Source organism: Pseudomonas sp. LPB4.O, assembly GCF_038383825.1.
GTDB lineage: Bacteria > Pseudomonadota > Gammaproteobacteria > Pseudomonadales > Pseudomonadaceae > Aquipseudomonas > Aquipseudomonas putida.
Map to the genome: position 1 here is coordinate 3,249,084 of NZ_CP151298.1, position 16,252 is coordinate 3,265,335.

Here is a 16,252-nt window from a genome sequence, read left to right on the forward strand (position 1 = left end):
TGCCGAACCCGCCCTGCCCTTCAAGCCGTTGCGATGGAGCCACGTACCGATGAAGATGCCTGGCCGCGCACCCAATGCCTCGCTGCAGCTCGATTACGTACGCGACACCCTGTTCGGCCCGGTGGCGCAAAGCGTGGAATGCCAGTGCCAGCTCGCCGCCCTCAACCTGCAGGGCAGACCGGGGCTGCGCCTGCACATCTGCCCGCCACTGCCTGACAAGGTCGACCGTGCTCATAGCGTGGCCTTTGTCTGGGATGGGCGCAGTTACCACGGCGTAGTCCGCGACAAGGGCAAGTGCGGCGATGGCGGCCTGAACCTGCTACTGGAACTGCAATAAGCCGATCAACGGCGGCCAAACCGGCTGAACCGGCCCGGCGCGGCGTATCTCCATAGCAAAAGGGCCCGTGCCTGCCGGAGAACGCCATGAACAGTCCATTACTCAAGCTCTTCACCCACCCCGCCGACGCCTGGCTGGATATCCGCCGGGCCGAAGAGGACCACCCACAGCAATACCTGCCGCGCCTGCTGGCCCTGGCATTGATACCCGCTGTGTGCCTGTTTGTCGGTACTACCACCTTCGGCTGGAGCCTCGCAGCCGAGGAGCGGGTACGCCTGAGCATGGGCAGCGCCGCGCAACTGGCAGGGCTGCTGTATGCCACTACCGTCGTGGGCGTGATGCTGATGGGGGTGATGATACGTTGGATGTCGCGAGGGTTCGATGCGCAGCCCAGCCTCAACCAATGCATTGGTTTTGCCGCCTACTGTGCCACGCCGTGGTTCTTTGCCGGCGTGGTCGGGCTGGTGCCGATCCGCTGGCTGGCCTTCGCCGCACTACTCGCCGCCTCGGCTTATGCCAGCGTATTGCTGTATGGCGGGTTGCAGACATTCCTGCGGTTGAAGAAGGAACAGGCGATGCTGTTTGCGACATGCGTCTGGGGTGTGGGGCTTCTACTCTTGGTGACCATGCTGGTGGCAATGATCCTGTTCTGGTTCAACGGCCTGATGCCGGAATACGTACGCCCGGCCAGCCTGGGCTGACCGGGGCACGACGGGCGCACTCAGGCAATCGACCTGATTCGCGCCGGGCGGCTGTCACGCAGCGCGTGCAGCTGCCCCACCAGGTGGACCAGATCACGGCAGCTGTTAAGGCTTTGCAGCGGGACCCCGTTCAGGGTCACGCCCTCGTCCAGACTCTGACCCTGACCCAGGCGGATGGTCAGGTTGGCGCCATCCAGGCAGCTGACTTCACAGCGATCAGGCAAGCAGGCCTGCTCGATCATCTGCCGCATTTCCAGCATCGAAACTCCTATCAACGACATGGTACGACCCTCTCTGTGCGATGGCCTGTTGTGAGTGAGTACGCCTTTATCGGGCGGGGCGCCAATTGATATTGCGCATGCCCGGGCAGGCGTCCATGCGCGGGGGCAATGATCATGCGGGGAATCCTCTAGCACCTTAGTGGAAGATTGCAGGCATGGGCCGAGTGTTCGGATGCATTGGCCGACTTAACGACGAGCGGTCCCTGCCGACCCCAGCGATGCCCACAGGTGCTGCGCCGCGTAGGCCCGCCACGGTCGCCAGGCCAGCGCCCGTTCGGCCAGTTTCGCGTCATCGCCCTCAAGCAGGCGCAATGCCTTGATCAACGCCACATCGCCCAACGGCCACAAGGTGTGTTGGCCGGGGGTGGGCAATGATCGGCGGACGGCGTGCTGGAGTGTGGGCTTGGGCATGGGCTGATCATGCCAAAACCCGGGGGGCTAATCCATGCTCAAGAAAGCCGGGGGCGCTTCGCACCCCAGCTTTTCAGCCAAGACTCAGTGCTGAGCACCTTCGCGCTCATCCTGCATCTGCCCGAACCGCCCGGCATGGAAATCGTCGAACGACTCGGCAATCTCCGCCTGGCTGTTCATCACGAAAGGGCCATAGCCGACAATCGGCTCATCGATCGGCTCGCCACTGAGCAGCAGCACACTGGCACCTTCCAACGCCTCGACGGTGACATCCTCACCCTGACGGTCCAGCAGGACCAGGCTGGACGGGCCCGCTTCACGCTCGCCGTTGATTCGCACGTTACCGCGCAGCACCACCAGCGCAGCGTTTCGACCGGCAGCAACTGGCAGCTGCAAGGACGCGCCGGCATTCAGCCGCAGGTCCCACACATCCATGGCGGTAAAGGTCCGGGCAGGCCCCTGGTGCCCACGGTAGTCACCGGCAATCACCCGCAAGCTACCGGCGTCTCCATCCAGCGCCACCACCGGGATATCGCTGCTCAGCAGCGTCTGATAACCGGCGGCTGCACGCTTGTCACGCGCTGGCAAATTGACCCACAGCTGGACCATTTCCAGCGTACCGCCACTGCGGGCAAAGGACGGGGAATGAAACTCTTCATGGATGATGCCGTTGGCGGCGGTCATCCACTGCACATCACCTGGCCCGATCAGGCCGCCAGCGCCCGTGGAGTCACGGTGCTCCAGCTCACCCTGGTAGACGATGGTCACGGTCTCGAAACCGCGGTGCGGGTGCTGTCCAACGCCGCGCCGCGCAGTGGTCGGGGTGAAGTCATGGGGGCCAGCGTAGTCCAGCAGCAGGAACGGGCTGATCCGGCTGGCCAGGTTGTCGTAAGTGAACAGGCTGCGAACGGGAAAGCCATCACCTACCCAATGGGCGTGTGGGCTGCGGTGGATACCCAGAATGTTTTTCATGAGAAGGCTCCTCTCTTGGCTGGGATAACCTTATCAATGATACCAATCAGGCGGTAGACGGGTTATTCGGCATGCATCGTTCCACCTATGGAACAGTCAACCCTGCAAGAAAGCGAGCACCTGCTCGGCCGCCATGGCCGGGTCCTCCTGCATGAAGCAGTGCCCACCGGCAACTTGCCGGGCGGTTACATGCCGGTTGAGCCCCGCCAGGCGGTTCACCGAATGTGGCACGAAGGGATAAGTCTGTTCGCCATACAGAATCCGTGTCGGCGTGCTGATCGCTGCAAGGCGCGCCCACATGCGTTTGGGGAATGAACTGAAGATTTCCACTTCCCGGCTGGGCCGGCACTTGAGCACCACTGCATCGCCACAATCGCCGATGGCGTGTTCGACATAAGCCTGCAGCGCCGCATCGGTCCAGCCCTTGAAGATGCCCCGCCCTTGCAGCGAGGCCAGCGCTGCCTCGCGATCAGGCCAATGGCTGCGGCGGCTGGCGGCCTTGCGCGCCAGAGCATGACGCCGGTGCAGGCCAACCAGTGCTGCCGCGCCCATCACACCCAGCATGCGACGGCTGAACAACACGGGGTCAAGCAACACCGCACGCTCGAACAGCGCAGGTTCAGCGGCCAGGATCAGGCCCGTAAGCACGCCGCCAAAGCTGTGTCCCACGGCAAACCGCGGCACATCGCCGTACTCGCCACGCCCGGCCTGAAAGGCTTCCACTGCCAGCTCGGCAGTGCGGTTCCACCCCCGAAACACGCCACCATGGTCAGTGTCGCCATGCCCCTGGACGTCGCAAAGCCACAGGTCGAAATGTTCGCCCAGGCGCATCAGCAGCGGTTGGTAGGCCAGGCAACAGAAGCCATTGCCGTGCAAAAAATGCAGCAACGGCTTGCCACTGGCCGGGGTTCGCCAACCCCGCAGGGTAAAACCTTCGGCGCATTCATGGGACCAGGGGATCAACTGCATCGGCTTGCTGTACTCGCGGGGCTAGGAAAACGCCGATTCTACAAACAGCAGCGGGTAGAGGGAAATCACCAGCAACAAGGCCATCAGGACATTGAACAGCATCAGCCAGCGCGGGTTTTGCAATATGTTGCGCAGGGCGCTGCCAAACATGACCCACACACCGACGCTGGGCAGGTTGACCAGGGCGAACAAGGCGGCGATCACGATCACGTTGGTCACATAGCCTTGCGCCGGTGTGTAGGTGGTAATCGCACCCACCGCCATCACCCAGGCCTTGGGGTTGACCCACTGGAACGCCGCCGCACCCCAGAAACCAAGGGGTTTACGGACGCTGGACGAGGCCGTGCCAACCGGCCCGGCAGTGGCGATCTTCCAGGCCAGATACAGCAGGTAGGCGGCCCCGGTGTAGCGCAGTACCGTGTACAGCAGTGGCCAGGCCTTGAATACCTCACCCAGGCCCAGGCCGACGGCCAGCACCATGACCATGAAACCGACACTGATGCCCAGGGCGTGAGGGATGGAGCGACGCACGCCGAAGTTCACCCCCGAGGCCAGCAGCATGGTGTTGTTGGGGCCGGGGGTGATGGAGGATACGAAGGCAAACAGCACGAAAGCGGTCAGCAGGTCGGCAGAGGCAAGCATGGCGGGCATTCCACTTTCGTTATAGGTGCTGTCACACTAACGGAGTCGCCCACTCCAGCGACCGATACAGTTATATTAAATTATTCAGATACACATCACTGTACCGCTAACCCGGACCAAGGAAGCCGTCACCATGAGCCTCACCATTCGCCCTGCCGTTCGCACCGATGCCGAGCAGATCCTGGCCTTCATCACCGAACTGGCCGAGTACGAGCGCGCCCGCCACGAGGTGGTCGCCACCCTTGCCGACATCGAGCACAGCCTGTTCGACGAGGGGAGCACGGTGCGTAGCCTGATGTGCGAACGCGATGGCCGGGCAGTCGGTTTTGCCGTGTATTTCTACAGCTACTCGACCTGGCTTGGGCGCAACGGTATTTACCTGGAAGACCTGTACGTCACGCCTGAACAGCGTGGCGACGGTGCTGGCCGGCAACTGCTGCGACATATTGCCCGTGAGGCAGTGGCGAACAATTGCGGGCGCCTGGAATGGAGCGTGCTGGACTGGAACGAGCCGGCGATCGGCTTCTATCAGAAGCTGGGGGCCGAGGCGCAGGATGAGTGGGTGCGCTACCGGCTGGATGGCGAGAAGCTGGCGGCATTCGCCCGCGGGTGACCGCCGGGTTTACGCGATCATTTGTAGGAGCGGCCTTGTGCCGCGAACGGGCTGCGAAGCGGCCCCAGGTTTCTGCGCATATGCACACATTGCCGGGGCTGCTATGCAGCCCGATCGCGGCACAAGGCCGATAGTACAGGGACCGATGTGAGCCCGAAGGTAAAGTTACTGCCGCCGCCACACTGCCCCGGCAATATCGACCCGCTTGGGCACTACCTTGTTGTCGAAGAACAGCTGCGCCGTACGCTGCTGCGCCGCCACGATCTCATCACTTACCGGCAGCACCGGTGACGCCGGCCGGTGGCTGAAACTGCGCTTTACCACTTCTTCTGGCAAGCCCATGAACTGTGCCAGCAAGCGGATGCTCCCAGCCTGGTCGCTGCGGGTAAGTGCCTCGGCCCGGCTGATTTCTTCCAGCAATTGCCCGACAAAGGCGCCATGGGCTTCGACATAGGTGCGTGAACCCAGCATGAATGGCCCGATCAGCCCCAGCCCTTGGCCGTCGGCCAGCAGCCGCGCCTTGCCCTCCAGGTCGATAGCCGAGTAGAACGGGTCCCAGATTGCCCAGGCGTCCACGCTGCCCCGCTCGAAAGCCGCCCGGGCATCGGCAGGTGCCAGGTACACCGGCTGAACATCGCCAATGCTCAGCCCGGCCTTGGCCAGGGCACGCAACAGCAGGTTGTGCGCGCTGGAGCCCTTCTGCAGGGCAATGCGCTTGCCCTTGAGTTCACCCACAGCGCTGATCGGGCTGTCTTTCGGCACCAGGATCACTTCAGCCTGGGGCTTGGCCGGCTCGGCACCGATGTACAACAGGTCGGCGCCGGCGGCCTGGGCAAAGATCGGCGGAATGTCACCGGTCGAGCCGATATCGAGGCTGCCGATGTTCAACGCTTCAAGCATCTGCGGGCCGGCGGGGAACTCGATCCATTGCACGCGCGTATTGGTAAAACGTTGCTCCAGCAGCTGATGCTGCTTGGCCAGGACCAGGCTGATCGAGCCCTTCTGGTAGCCAATACGCAAGGTAGCCGGGTCTGCGGCCTGGGCCGCGCTGGCCAGGGCCAGCAACACCAGCATGGCAAGGCGTAGCATGCGCATGGGTCACTCCTTCCAGTCGGTCGAGGGTTTTTCCCACAGGTTGATCCCCCCTTCCACGGCGTACTGGTCGATGGCGGCCAGCTCTTCGGCGGTAAAGGCCAGGTTGTCGAGCGCGGCCACATTCTCGGTGATCTGCTCGGGCCGGCTGGCGCCGATCAGGGCAGAGCTCACCCGTGGGTCGCGCAGGGTCCAGGCCAGCGCCAGTTGGGCCAGGCTCTGGCCACGCTGACGGGCAATCTCATTCAAGGCGCGTGCGCGGGCGATGTTGGCTTGCGACAAATGCTGGGGTAGCAGCGAGCAGCCACCTGCACGGTTCACACGGGCATCAGCCGGGATGCCATTGAGGTATTTATCGCTGAGCAGGCCCTGGGCCAGCGCAGTGAACACGATCACCCCGGCACCCAAGGCATCGGTGGTGTCGAGCAGGTCCCGTTCGATCCAACGGTTGAACAGGTTGTACGACGGCTGGTGGATCAGCAGCGGCACCTTCAATGCTTGCAGCAACGCCGCGATTTCTGCGGTCTTGCCGGCTGAATAGGACGAGATGCCGATGTACAGCGCCTTGCCCTGGCGCACGATGTCGGCCAGTGCGATGGCCGTTTCTTCCAGTGGGGTGTCGGCATCGAAACGGTGCGAATAGAAGATGTCGACGTAATCCAGACCCAGGCGCGCCAGGCTCTGGTCCAGGCTGGCGATGAGGTACTTGCGCGAGCTGCCGCCCTGCCCGTAAGGTCCCGGCCACATGTCCCAGCCGGCCTTGCTGGAAATGATCAGCTCGTCGCGGTAGCTGCGCAGGTCCTCGCGCAGCAGTCGGCCGAAGTTGGTCTCGGCACTGCCATAGGGCGGGCCGTAGTTGTTGGCCAGGTCAAAATGGTTGATACCGGCATCGAACGCCGTGTGCAGCAAGGCGCGCTGGGTGGTGATGGGCGTGGCATCGCCAAAGTTGTGCCACAGGCCCAGGGACAGGGCCGGCAGCACCAGGCCGCTGCGACCGACGCGACGGTAAGGCATGCGCGCATAGCGCTCGGGGTTGGCGGTGTAGCTCATGGTTGGCCTCGTTCGGCAAAGTATGGGTTGGCTGGGCGTTGCAGGCCCAGATGCTCGCGCAGGGTGTGGCCCTGGTACTGACGGCGGAACAGGCCGCGACGCTGCAGCTCGGGCACCACGTGCACAGCGAAGTCTTCCAGGCCCAGGGGCAGGTGCGGCACCAGCACGTTGAAGCCATCGGCGGCGCCGCCTTCGAACCAGGCTTGCAGCTCATCGGCGATCTGCGTCGGGGTACCCACCAGGCTGTAGTGCCCTCGCCCACCGGCGATGCGCCGCCCCAGCTGGGCCAGGGTCAGCTGTTCAGTGCCGGCCAGCTCGGTCAGCAGTTGCTGGCGGCTGCGCTGGCCATCCTCGGTGGGCGGCAACTCTGGCAGCGGGCCGTCCAGCGGGTAGCCGGAAAGGTCGAAGTTGCCGAGCATGCGCCCGAGCAAGCCAACGCCGACACGCGGGTCGACCAGCGCCTGAAACTGTTCGTACTTGTCCTCGGCCTGCGCCTGGCTTTGCCCCACCACCACGAACACGCCGGGCATGATCTTCAGCGAATCCTCATCTCGCCCGTGGCGGGCCAGGCGACCCTTGAGGTCGGTGTAAAAAGCCTGTGCGCGGGCCAGACTCGGCTGGGCGGTGAACACCACCTCGGCACTTTGTGCGGCCAGCTCGCGGCCGGTTTCGGACGAGCCGGCCTGCACCAGCACCGGTCGCCCCTGTGGCGAGCGCGCAACATTGAGCGGACCTTTGACGCGAAAGTGCTCGCCCACATGGTCGAGGGCACGCACGGCCTGCGGGTGGTGGAACAGGCCACTGGCCTTGTCGCGCAAGAACGCGTCATCGGCCCAGCTGTCCCAAAGCCCTTGCACCACCTGCTGGAATTCACGGGCGCGGGCGTAACGCTCGGCATGCGGGATATGCGCCTGGCGGCCAAAGTTGCCGGCCTCAGCGGCAGCGTCGGAGGTGACCAGGTTCCAGCCGGCACGGCCTGCGGACAGGTGATCCAGCGAGGCGAACTTGCGTGCCACATGGTAAGGCTCGTTGTAGCTGGTGGTGGCGGTGGCGATCAGGCCGATGCGGTCGGTGACTGCACTCAGCGCCGACAACAGGGTCAGTGGTTCGTAGTACACCGAGCGGGCACTGTGGCTGGCCAGGGGGTCGTTGGGGGCGGCGACGCTGTCGGCGACGAACAAGGCATCGAAGCACGCGGCTTCGGCGATTTGTGCGGTGCGCTTGTAGGTGGCGAAATCCAGCGGGTCGGCCGGTACCTCCGGGTGGCGCCAGGCGGCCACGTGGTGACCGGTCGCCATGAGGAAGGCGCCCAGATTCATTTGGCGGGGCATTGAGATCTCCTTTAAAACCAGGTCGCTTTTTGTAGGAGCGGCCTTGTGTCGCGATCGGGCCGCAAAGCGGCCCCGGCGATTTAAGTGGCGAAGCTGAAATCTGGGGCCGCTGTGCGGCCCGATCGCGACACAAGGCCGCTCCTACAGGGATCGTGCGCAGGCTTAGAAATCCTTGCGCAGTTGTACGCCGAAGTAGCGCCCGTCATCCCGCGGTACTGAGCGGTAGATGTAGTCGCCGCCACTGGCCAGCATCTGCGCATACGATTTGTCGCCCAGGTTCTTGCCCAACAGGGCTACGCGCCAGCCGTCGTTGTAGTCGGCCAGGGCAATGCTGGCGTTCCAGATGCCATAGGCGCCCTGCACGGTGTCCGGATTCTGGTCGAGGCTGAACTGCACGGCGTCCTGCCAGCTGTAGTCGCTACTCAGTTCCACATCCAGGCCGTTGTCCAGCGGGATCACGTAATCGGCGCGCAGGTAGGTCTTCCAGTCCGGCGTGAACGGCAGGCGGCCGCCATCGATGTTGCAGTTGGCCGCCGCACCCGCCGGGCAGTTGAAGTGATCGACACGGGCCTTGGTGTAGGCCACGGCCGTCGACAGCTTCAGCCGCGAGGTGGCCTGGAAGCTGGCATCCAGCTCCACACCCTGGGTCTTGACCTTGCCGGCATTCACCAGGCGGGTTACCACCTGGTTGGCCACGGTGTCGAAGAAGTTGGCCTGGTAGTTGTCGTAGTCGGTGTGGAACACAGCCAGGTTGGCGGTCAGGCGATTGTCCAGCGCCGTGCTTTTCAAGCCGATTTCGTAGGCATCCGAAGTTTCGGGCTTGAGTGCCCCGGTGTCGCGCGGCTGCATGTTGAAGAATACGTTGTAGGCCGGCCCTTTATAGCCGCGCGAATAGGTGACGTAGCCCGTCAGGTTGTCGTTGAAGTCGTATTGCAAGCCGGTCCGCCCGCTCCAGCCGTCCTCGTCCACCGAGCCGGAACTCGCAGTCGAGGGCTGGATACCGGTCACTGCGGTGGCCGAGGTGGAGACCCGGCGGTGGTCGTACTCAAGGTCGTCGTGGGTCCAGCGCAGGCCGAAAATGGCGCGCAAGTCATCGGTGAAGTTGAAGGTGTTCTCACCGAACAGCGCGACACTGTCGTTGGTGGTGGAATAGTCGGCGCGGCCAGTGTTGGCCACGCCGCCATTGACCGACAGGCGCTGGTAGGTCTCGCTGGACGTGCCATGCATGTAGAAGGCGCCCAGCACGTATTCGTTGAACTGCCCTTTGGGCGACGTCAGGCGAAACTCCTGGCTGTACTGGTCATAGTCCACCGTGCCCTTGTCATGGGACGCCGTCACCGGCAGCAAGGCGCGGCGGTCGCCGTCCTGGTACTGGGTATTGTCCCAACCCCGCCAGGCGCTGATCGATGTCAGGGTGTAGTCGCCCAGCTGCCAGTCCAGCTGGGCCGAGAGCCCTTGGTTCTCGTCTTCGACGTGGGTTTTGAAGTCGCTGTTGATGTCGCGGTTGTGGGCGCTTGGCGTCACCGGGCGCAACTGGCTGGCGAATGCGGCGCTGGCGCTGGTGATCACGCCGCTGGGCAAGGTGTCCTCGCCCTTCATGTAGTCGGCAATCAGGGTCAGGCGCACGTCTTCGTTGGGCTCGAACTCCAGCTTGCCGCGGGCGCCTTTGCGTTCGTAACCATTGACATCGTGGCCATTGGCAACGTTTTCGACATTGCCATCGTAGTCGCCCCACAAGGTGCTCAACGACCCCTTGAACTGCTCGCTCAGGCGCCCGCCAATACCAAAGCGCAGGCGGTTCTCGTCGCCACCGCCAAAGTGCGAATAGTCCACATAGCCCTGGGTCTGCTCGGGGATGGCCTTGCTGACCACGTTGAGTACACCCGCCGAGGCGTTCTTGCCAAACAGGGTGCCCTGCGGCCCGCGCAGTACCTCGATGCGTTCAAGGTCGAGCAGGTCGAGGGTGGACTGGCCCGGGCGGCCGAACACCACGCCGTCGACCACCGTCGCCACGGTTGGCTCGACGCCGGGCGAGGTCGAAATGGTGCCCACGCCGCGGATGAACAACGAAGTGTCCTTGTTCGAGGCGCCGGCGCGGTAATTGAGGGTAGGCACCTGCTGGACGATGCTGGCAACGTTGTTGCGGTTGTCTCGCTCCAACTGTTCGCCATCGATCACCGACACTGCCACCGGCACTTCCTGCAGCGTGGCTTCGCGGCGCGTGGCGGTCACGGTCACGGCGCCCAATGCAGTGGCCTGCGGAGCCGCTGCTTCGGCCGGCTCGGCTGCCTGGGCAGCTTGGCCAAAAGCGGCCAGCAGGATGGCTGCGGCCAGCGGCCGACGTTGCGTAGCGGGGAATGGTGTACGGCTTTTCTGCATGGTGCTCACTGCCTCGGGAAACCAGACCAGGCCCCTTCAGGCGGGGCCGACACGGAGTTGCTGTGGTTGTCTGGTCTCGCTCGTGCGAGTGGCAGGCGCTTGCCAACAGCTGCGCTTGTTAGCGCTAACATCCGCAAGTATCAGAGGGCTTCGCTTAGCACGTCAAATACTTAAAAGTCAGATTGATATGCAATAAAGCTATTTGCCAAGCGCCTTCCCGTTAGCGCTACCATCGCGCCATTTCCCCAGGAGGCAGCCCGGTGAGCCAGGCCAAGGATCCCCCCCGCAAGCGCCGCGGCGCAGGCCGTGTCACCCTTGCCGAGGTGGCTCGGGCCGCTGAGGTTTCGGCCATCAGCGTGTCGCGCTACTTCAACCAGCCAGATCAGGTGTCGACACCTTTGCGCGAGCGTATCGAAGCTGCCGTGCAGGCATTGGGCTATGTGCCTAACCTGGTGGCCGGGGGGCTGGCGTCGGCCCGGGGGCGCATCGTCGGCATGGTGATCCCTAATATCTCCGGGCCGATCTTCGCCCAGACTATCCAGGCGTTCAGCGATACCCTCAGCCGCCATGGCTACCAGTTGTTGCTGGCGTCCAGTTACTTCAGCGAAGCGCAGGAAGAAAGCGCGGTGCGGGCGTTTCTCGGCTGGTCGCCGGCAGCGTTGGTGGTGACCAGCCATTTCCACAGCCCGGCCACAGAAAAGATGCTGGCCAACGCAGACGTGCCAGTCGTGGAAATATGGGACTACCGCCCTGAGCGGTCGCCCTTGCAAGTGGGTTTCCTTCATCACCAGGTGGGCGTACAGGCCTGCCGCTATCTGCTGGACAAGGGCCACCGGCGCATCGCTTTCGTACAGAACAGCGCGGCCGGCGACCTGAGTGCGCTGGAGCGGCGCGATGGCTATATCGAGGCGTTGCGGGTAGCCGGGCTGGAGCCTTGGGTATTCGTGCCCTCGGCCGACTGCGCGCCGTTCGAGGCGGGCAAGCAGGCCATGGAAGCGTTGATCCGCCGCACCCCACGGCCCGAGGCGATCATCTTCGCCAATGACAACCTGGCGGCCGGTGCTCTGCTGGCCGGGCAACGCGCCGGTTTGCGCCTGCCGGAAGACATGGCCATCGTCGGCTTTGGCGACTATCCCTTCGCCAACATGCTGCTGCCCAGCCTCACCACCCTGCGCCCGCCCTCGCGGGAAATAGGCGAAGTGGCGGCGTTGCGGGTGTTGCAGCACCTGGGTGTGGTGGCGCGTGAGGGGGAAGTGCAGCGGCTGAACCTGTTGGCGTGTGAGTTGATTGCCCGCGAAAGCGCGTGAGGTGCACAGGTGCTGTGACAATCCGGCCATTGAGGATTATTCTCCTCTGGTATGTCCCACCGCCCCAATATGTGAGCGCCGAATATGAAAATCGATGACATGGACGCCTTCGTGGCGGTCATCCGTTGCCAGTCGACCAACCTGGCCGCCGAGGCCCTGCAACTGACCCAGCCGGCCATCACCCGCCGCGTGCAGAACTTCGAGGAAGACCTGGGCGCCACCCTGCTCGACCGCAATACCAAGCCGCTGAAACCGACGCCCATGGGCCTGCGGGTGTACGAGCAGTGCAAGGCGATCTTGCGTGAGATCGACTCGCTGCGCGAGCTGGTGGCGAACGACGGGGCCCCGTCCGGCACCCTGCGCCTGGGCGTGCCGCAAACCCTTGGCGATGTGGTGCTGCTCGATGCGTTGGCACAGATTCGTGAAACCTACCCCGACCTGCGCACCCAGGTCACCAGTGGCTGGGGCAGCAGCCTGATCGCACGCATGGAAAACGGCGAGCTGGATGCCGCCGCGGCACTGTTCCCGCCCGGCAAGATCTTCCCCGAGGGCATCGCCAGCCAGTCGATCGCCCGCATGCCGCTGCGGGTGGTAGCGGCCAAGGGCAGTACCGGCAAGCGCAGCCTAAAGCTCAAGGACTGCTACACCCGTGGCTGGGTGCTCAACCCCGATGGTTGCGGCTTTCGCGCAGGGTTGCAGCGCGCCCTGAGCGAACAGGGGCTGAGGCTGTCGATCAACCTGGAGACCTTTGGCACCGAGCTGCAACTGGGGCTGGTGGCCAATGGGCAGGGGCTCGGGCTGGTGCCCGAGCCCTTGTTGCAGAACAGCCGCCACCGCGATGCGCTGGACGTGGTCAGTGTGACGGACTTCAAGCCGCAGGTGGATTTGTGGCTGTTCCACCCACGCTACCTGGGCAACCTTCAGGAGCCGGTCGAGCTGTTTGGCCGGGTGGCCGGGCAGCAACTGTGCGGGTGAGCTGAAAGCGCAATCCCTTATGAGAGCAACTGCGTTGATCAAAATCCAAAAGTTTGCGCGGTCACTGTGGGAGCGACCTTGCGTCGCGATTGGGTTGCGTAGCAGCCCTATCATTCCATTGACAATAAAATAACCAACTCACATAACTACATACAGTTTTAATTCTTTAGGTTAATAATTAGCATAGAACAAAAAAGACTTTTACAGTGATCATCCATACGAATACGGTCTTAGAAACCCACCGTGTTCCAGGGATGAATACCCATGAGTCACCCTCCTTCCGCCAGCGCGCTCGCCGAACTCACCCAGGCCCTGGCCGCCAACGCCGAACGCTACGACCGCAGCGGCCAGTTCCCCGCCGACAACTTCGACCTGTTGCACCGCCACGGCCTGCTGGGTTTCACCGTGCCCCGCGCATTGGCCGGCGGTGGCGCCGACCTGGCCAGTGCGCGCCAGGTCATTGCCGCGGTCGGCAAAGGTTGCCCGTCCACCGCACTGATTCTCGTAATGCAGTACCTGCAGCACTTTCGCCTGCAGGACGAAGACCGCTGGCCCGAGCACCTGCGCCTGCAGGTGGCCCGCGACGCGGTGGCCGACGGCGCACTGATCAACGCGTTTCGCGTCGAACCCGAACTGGGCACACCCGCCCGCGGCGGCCTGCCGGCCACTGTCGCCCGGCGCACCGCCGAAGGCTGGCGGTTGTCCGGGCGCAAGATCTACTCCACCGGCAGCCATGGCCTGACCTGGTACCTGGTATGGGCCCGCAGCGACGACCAGGACCCACTGGTGGGCGGTTTCCTGGTGCACAAGGACACCCCGGGCATCCGTATCGTCGAAGACTGGGACCACCTGGGCATGCGCGCTACCTGCAGCCATGAAGTGCAGTTCGACGAGGTGCTGATCCCGCTCGATCATGCCGTCAGCGTCAGCCCGGCCAGCGCACCGCGCGCCGAGCTCGACAGCACGGGCCTGCTGTGGATGGCAGTGTTGCTGCCTGCGCTGTACGACGGGGTGGCCCAGGCCGCACGCGACTGGCTGGTGCAGTTCCTGAACCAGCGCGCGCCGTCCAACCTCGGTGCACCGCTGGCCAGCCTGCCACGTTTCCAGGACGTGGTCGGGCGTATCGACACGTTGCTGTTCGCTAACCAGAGCCTGTTGAACGCGGCCGTGACCGGGCAGGTCGATCCGCGCCACGCCGGGCAGCTCAAGCACCTGGTCAGCCGCAACGCCATCCAGGCCGTGGAACTGGCCATCGAGGCTGCCGGCAACCCAGGCCTGTCGCGGCGCAACCCGCTGGAGCGGCACTACCGTGATGTGCTGTGCAGCCGCATCCACACGCCCCAGGACGACGTGGTGCTCGGCCATGTCGGCCGTGCTGCCCTGGCGGAGGTGGCGGCATGAGCCACTCGATCATCGCCAGCCAGCTGGACGCACCGGCCAACCAATACCTGCGCGACCGATTGCCCGACCACGAGGTGATCGATATCGCCCCGGGCCAGTTGCACCTGGACGTCCCCGCCGACGTGTTCATCGTGCGCCCGATCAATGTACGCGGTAACCGCGTGGACAACCCGCCAGCGGGCTGGCCGTGGGCGTTGCGCTGGGTGCAGGTAGTGTCCTCGGGCATCGACTTCTACCCCGACTGGGTGTTTCAGGGCCCGCCGGTCACCAGTGGCCGCGGCGCCAATGCCGAGCAGGTGGCCGAATTCGCCCTGGCCCTGGTGTTTGCCGCGGCCAAACAGCTGCCGGGCTTGTGGGTCAAGGACGCCGACTGGCGCCTGACCCCGCTCGCCCCCGTGCGTGGCCGCACCTTGGGCATCTTCGGTTTCGGCAGCATCGGCCAGAGCCTGGCACGCAAGGCAAACGCCCTGGGCATGCCGGTACTGGCGCTGAACCGCCCAGGCCAACCCATTGCCGAGGTGCCGGGCGTGCAGCGCGTCGACAACCTGCAGCAGCTGTTTGCCGGCAGCGATCACCTGGTCATCGCCGCCCCGCTCACCCCCGCCACCCGTGGCCTGATCGACCGCCAGGTGCTGGCCCAGGCCAAACCCGGGCTGCACCTGATCAACATCGCTCGTGGCGGGCTGCTGGACCAGGGCGCCCTGCTCGAAGCCCTGGACAACGGGCTGATCGGCCGCGCCAGCCTCGATGTCACCGATCCGGAACCGCTACCAGCGGGCCACCCGCTCTACCAGCACCCTCGGGTGTTCCTGTCTCCGCACACCTCGGCCATTTCCGAGGACGGCTACCCGGCCCTGCTCGACGCGTTTCTCGACAACTTCGCCCGTTACCGCGAACAAGCACCGCTGCACAACCTGGTCGACACCCAGCGCGGCTACTGAACCCACACCTATTGGAGAACACCATGACTGCACTGTCTGTCGTCATCGCCCAGGAAAACACCGTACGCCAGCGGATCAGCGCAGAAGAATGGGAGGTGCGGGTCAAACTGGCCGCCGCCTACCGCCTGGCCGCGCTGTTCCGTTGGACCGACCACATCTACACACACTTCTCGGCACGCGTGCCGGGGCCTGACGAGCACTTTCTGATCAATGCCTTTGGCTTGCTGTTCGACGAGATCACCGCGTCCAACCTGGTGAAGGTGGACGTGGATGGCACCATCATCGACGACCCCCTGGGCCTGGGCATCAACCAGGCAGGCTATGTGATTCACAGCGCGATCCACCGCGCCCGGCATGACCTCAAGGCCGTGCTGCACACCCACACCCGCGATGGAGCGGCGGTGTCGGCGCAGCGCGATGGCCTGCTGCCGATCTCGCAGCACGCCCTGGCGTACTACAGCCGGGTGGCGTACCACGACTACGAAGGCGTCGCCCTGGACCTGGACGAGCAGCAGCGGCTGGTGGCCAACCTGGGCGACAGCAACATCCTCATCCTGCGCAACCATGGCCTGCTGACCGGGGGTGTCAGCGTGGAGCATGCCTTCCGTGAACTGCACGGGCTGGAGCGGGCCTGCAACATCCAGGTCGCAGCGCAGGCCGGGGGCAACGACCAGTTGCTGCATGCTGCGCCGGCGGCGATCGCCAAGGTGCATGAACAGTCCAAGCGGTTTTCCGACGGGTTGGGTGAAGGGATCCAGCGGCACTGGGATGCGCTGATCCGGCAGCTGGACCGGGAGGGGCTGGATTACCAGGACTGACAGGTTTTCTGTGGCCTCTACCGGCCCTGTCG

At 64.3% G+C, this 16,252-nt stretch carries 16 protein-coding genes and 1 pseudogene; 8 read left to right on the top strand and 9 right to left on the bottom strand.

The genetic code is table 11. The features are described from left to right. The first annotated feature begins 49 nt into the window (after positions 1–49). A complete protein-coding gene (locus MRBLPB4O_RS14575) occupies positions 50–337 on the top strand; it encodes a hypothetical protein (protein WP_028612962.1) in 288 nt (95 codons plus the stop codon). A gap of 86 nt (positions 338–423) precedes the next feature. Then, on the top strand, positions 424–1,038 hold the full coding sequence (locus tag MRBLPB4O_RS14580; protein WP_016499858.1) for a Yip1 family protein: 615 nt from the start codon (positions 424–426) through the stop codon (positions 1,036–1,038). A gap of 20 nt (positions 1,039–1,058) precedes the next feature. Here MRBLPB4O_RS14580 and MRBLPB4O_RS14585 read toward each other — a convergent pair whose 3' ends face one another. The 5 genes and pseudogenes from MRBLPB4O_RS14585 to MRBLPB4O_RS14605 form a co-directional block, all read right to left on the bottom strand. After that, positions 1,059–1,319: a DUF1652 domain-containing protein gene (locus MRBLPB4O_RS14585; protein WP_041167745.1), complete on the bottom strand. Its 261-nt coding sequence runs from the start codon at positions 1,317–1,319 to the stop codon at positions 1,059–1,061. A 186-nt stretch (positions 1,320–1,505) separates the two neighbouring features. Beyond that, positions 1,506–1,661: pseudogene (locus MRBLPB4O_RS14590) on the bottom strand (DNA-3-methyladenine glycosylase 2 family protein); the annotation flags it as partial. Between the two features lie 153 nt (positions 1,662–1,814). Further along, positions 1,815–2,702, bottom strand: a complete 888-nt coding sequence (locus MRBLPB4O_RS14595; RefSeq protein WP_341795653.1) for a pirin family protein — start codon at positions 2,700–2,702, stop codon at positions 1,815–1,817. 96 nt (positions 2,703–2,798) lie between these two features. Beyond that, on the bottom strand, positions 2,799–3,671 hold the full coding sequence (locus MRBLPB4O_RS14600; protein WP_341795654.1) for an alpha/beta hydrolase: 873 nt from the start codon (positions 3,669–3,671) through the stop codon (positions 2,799–2,801). Between the two features lie 21 nt (positions 3,672–3,692). After that, positions 3,693–4,322, bottom strand: a complete 630-nt coding sequence (locus MRBLPB4O_RS14605) for a LysE family translocator (protein WP_341795655.1) — start codon at positions 4,320–4,322, stop codon at positions 3,693–3,695. Between the two features lie 124 nt (positions 4,323–4,446). Between MRBLPB4O_RS14605 and MRBLPB4O_RS14610 the strand changes: the two genes are divergently transcribed. Next, entirely contained in the window at positions 4,447–4,926 is a 480-nt protein-coding gene (locus tag MRBLPB4O_RS14610; RefSeq protein WP_016486745.1) for a GNAT family N-acetyltransferase, read from the top strand. Positions 4,927–5,091: 165 nt separating this feature from the next. On the opposite strand, the gene MRBLPB4O_RS14615 is transcribed toward MRBLPB4O_RS14610, so the two are convergent. The 4 genes from MRBLPB4O_RS14615 to MRBLPB4O_RS14630 form a co-directional block, all read right to left on the bottom strand. Next, positions 5,092–6,021, bottom strand: coding sequence for an aliphatic sulfonate ABC transporter substrate-binding protein (locus MRBLPB4O_RS14615; RefSeq protein WP_341795656.1), 930 nt, complete (start codon positions 6,019–6,021; stop codon positions 5,092–5,094). Between the two features lie 3 nt (positions 6,022–6,024). Beyond that, positions 6,025–7,068: an L-glyceraldehyde 3-phosphate reductase gene (gene mgrA / locus MRBLPB4O_RS14620; RefSeq protein ID WP_341795657.1), complete on the bottom strand. Its 1,044-nt coding sequence runs from the start codon at positions 7,066–7,068 to the stop codon at positions 6,025–6,027. Continuing rightward, positions 7,065–8,399, bottom strand: coding sequence for an LLM class flavin-dependent oxidoreductase (locus MRBLPB4O_RS14625; RefSeq protein ID WP_341795658.1), 1,335 nt, complete (start codon positions 8,397–8,399; stop codon positions 7,065–7,067). Before MRBLPB4O_RS14625 ends, mgrA begins: the two co-directional genes overlap by 4 nt. Positions 8,400–8,561: 162 nt before the next feature. After that, positions 8,562–10,778: a TonB-dependent receptor gene (locus tag MRBLPB4O_RS14630; protein ID WP_341795659.1), complete on the bottom strand. Its 2,217-nt coding sequence runs from the start codon at positions 10,776–10,778 to the stop codon at positions 8,562–8,564. Between the two features lie 260 nt (positions 10,779–11,038). Here MRBLPB4O_RS14630 and MRBLPB4O_RS14635 point away from each other — a divergent pair, with 260 nt between their 5' ends. The 5 genes from MRBLPB4O_RS14635 (at position 11,039) to MRBLPB4O_RS14655 (ending at position 16,220) form a co-directional block, all read left to right on the top strand. Next, a complete protein-coding gene (locus MRBLPB4O_RS14635; protein ID WP_341795660.1) occupies positions 11,039–12,085 on the top strand; it encodes a LacI family DNA-binding transcriptional regulator in 1,047 nt (348 codons plus the stop codon). Positions 12,086–12,169: 84 nt separating this feature from the next. Beyond that, positions 12,170–13,060 carry a LysR family transcriptional regulator gene (locus MRBLPB4O_RS14640; RefSeq protein WP_049275362.1) on the top strand — a complete coding sequence of 297 codons (891 nt, stop codon included), beginning with the start codon at positions 12,170–12,172 and terminating at the stop codon, positions 13,058–13,060. 264 nt (positions 13,061–13,324) lie between these two features. Then, complete coding sequence (locus tag MRBLPB4O_RS14645; protein WP_341795661.1) at positions 13,325–14,461, top strand: acyl-CoA dehydrogenase family protein; 1,137 nt, start codon at positions 13,325–13,327, stop codon at positions 14,459–14,461. Then, positions 14,458–15,402 carry a D-isomer specific 2-hydroxyacid dehydrogenase family protein gene (locus tag MRBLPB4O_RS14650; RefSeq protein WP_341795662.1) on the top strand — a complete coding sequence of 315 codons (945 nt, stop codon included), beginning with the start codon at positions 14,458–14,460 and terminating at the stop codon, positions 15,400–15,402. The genes MRBLPB4O_RS14645 and MRBLPB4O_RS14650 overlap by 4 nt, the downstream gene beginning before the upstream one ends. Before the next feature lie 23 nt (positions 15,403–15,425). Then, a complete protein-coding gene (locus MRBLPB4O_RS14655) occupies positions 15,426–16,220 on the top strand; it encodes a class II aldolase/adducin family protein (RefSeq protein ID WP_063424780.1) in 795 nt (264 codons plus the stop codon). Positions 16,221–16,252 lie beyond the last annotated feature (32 nt).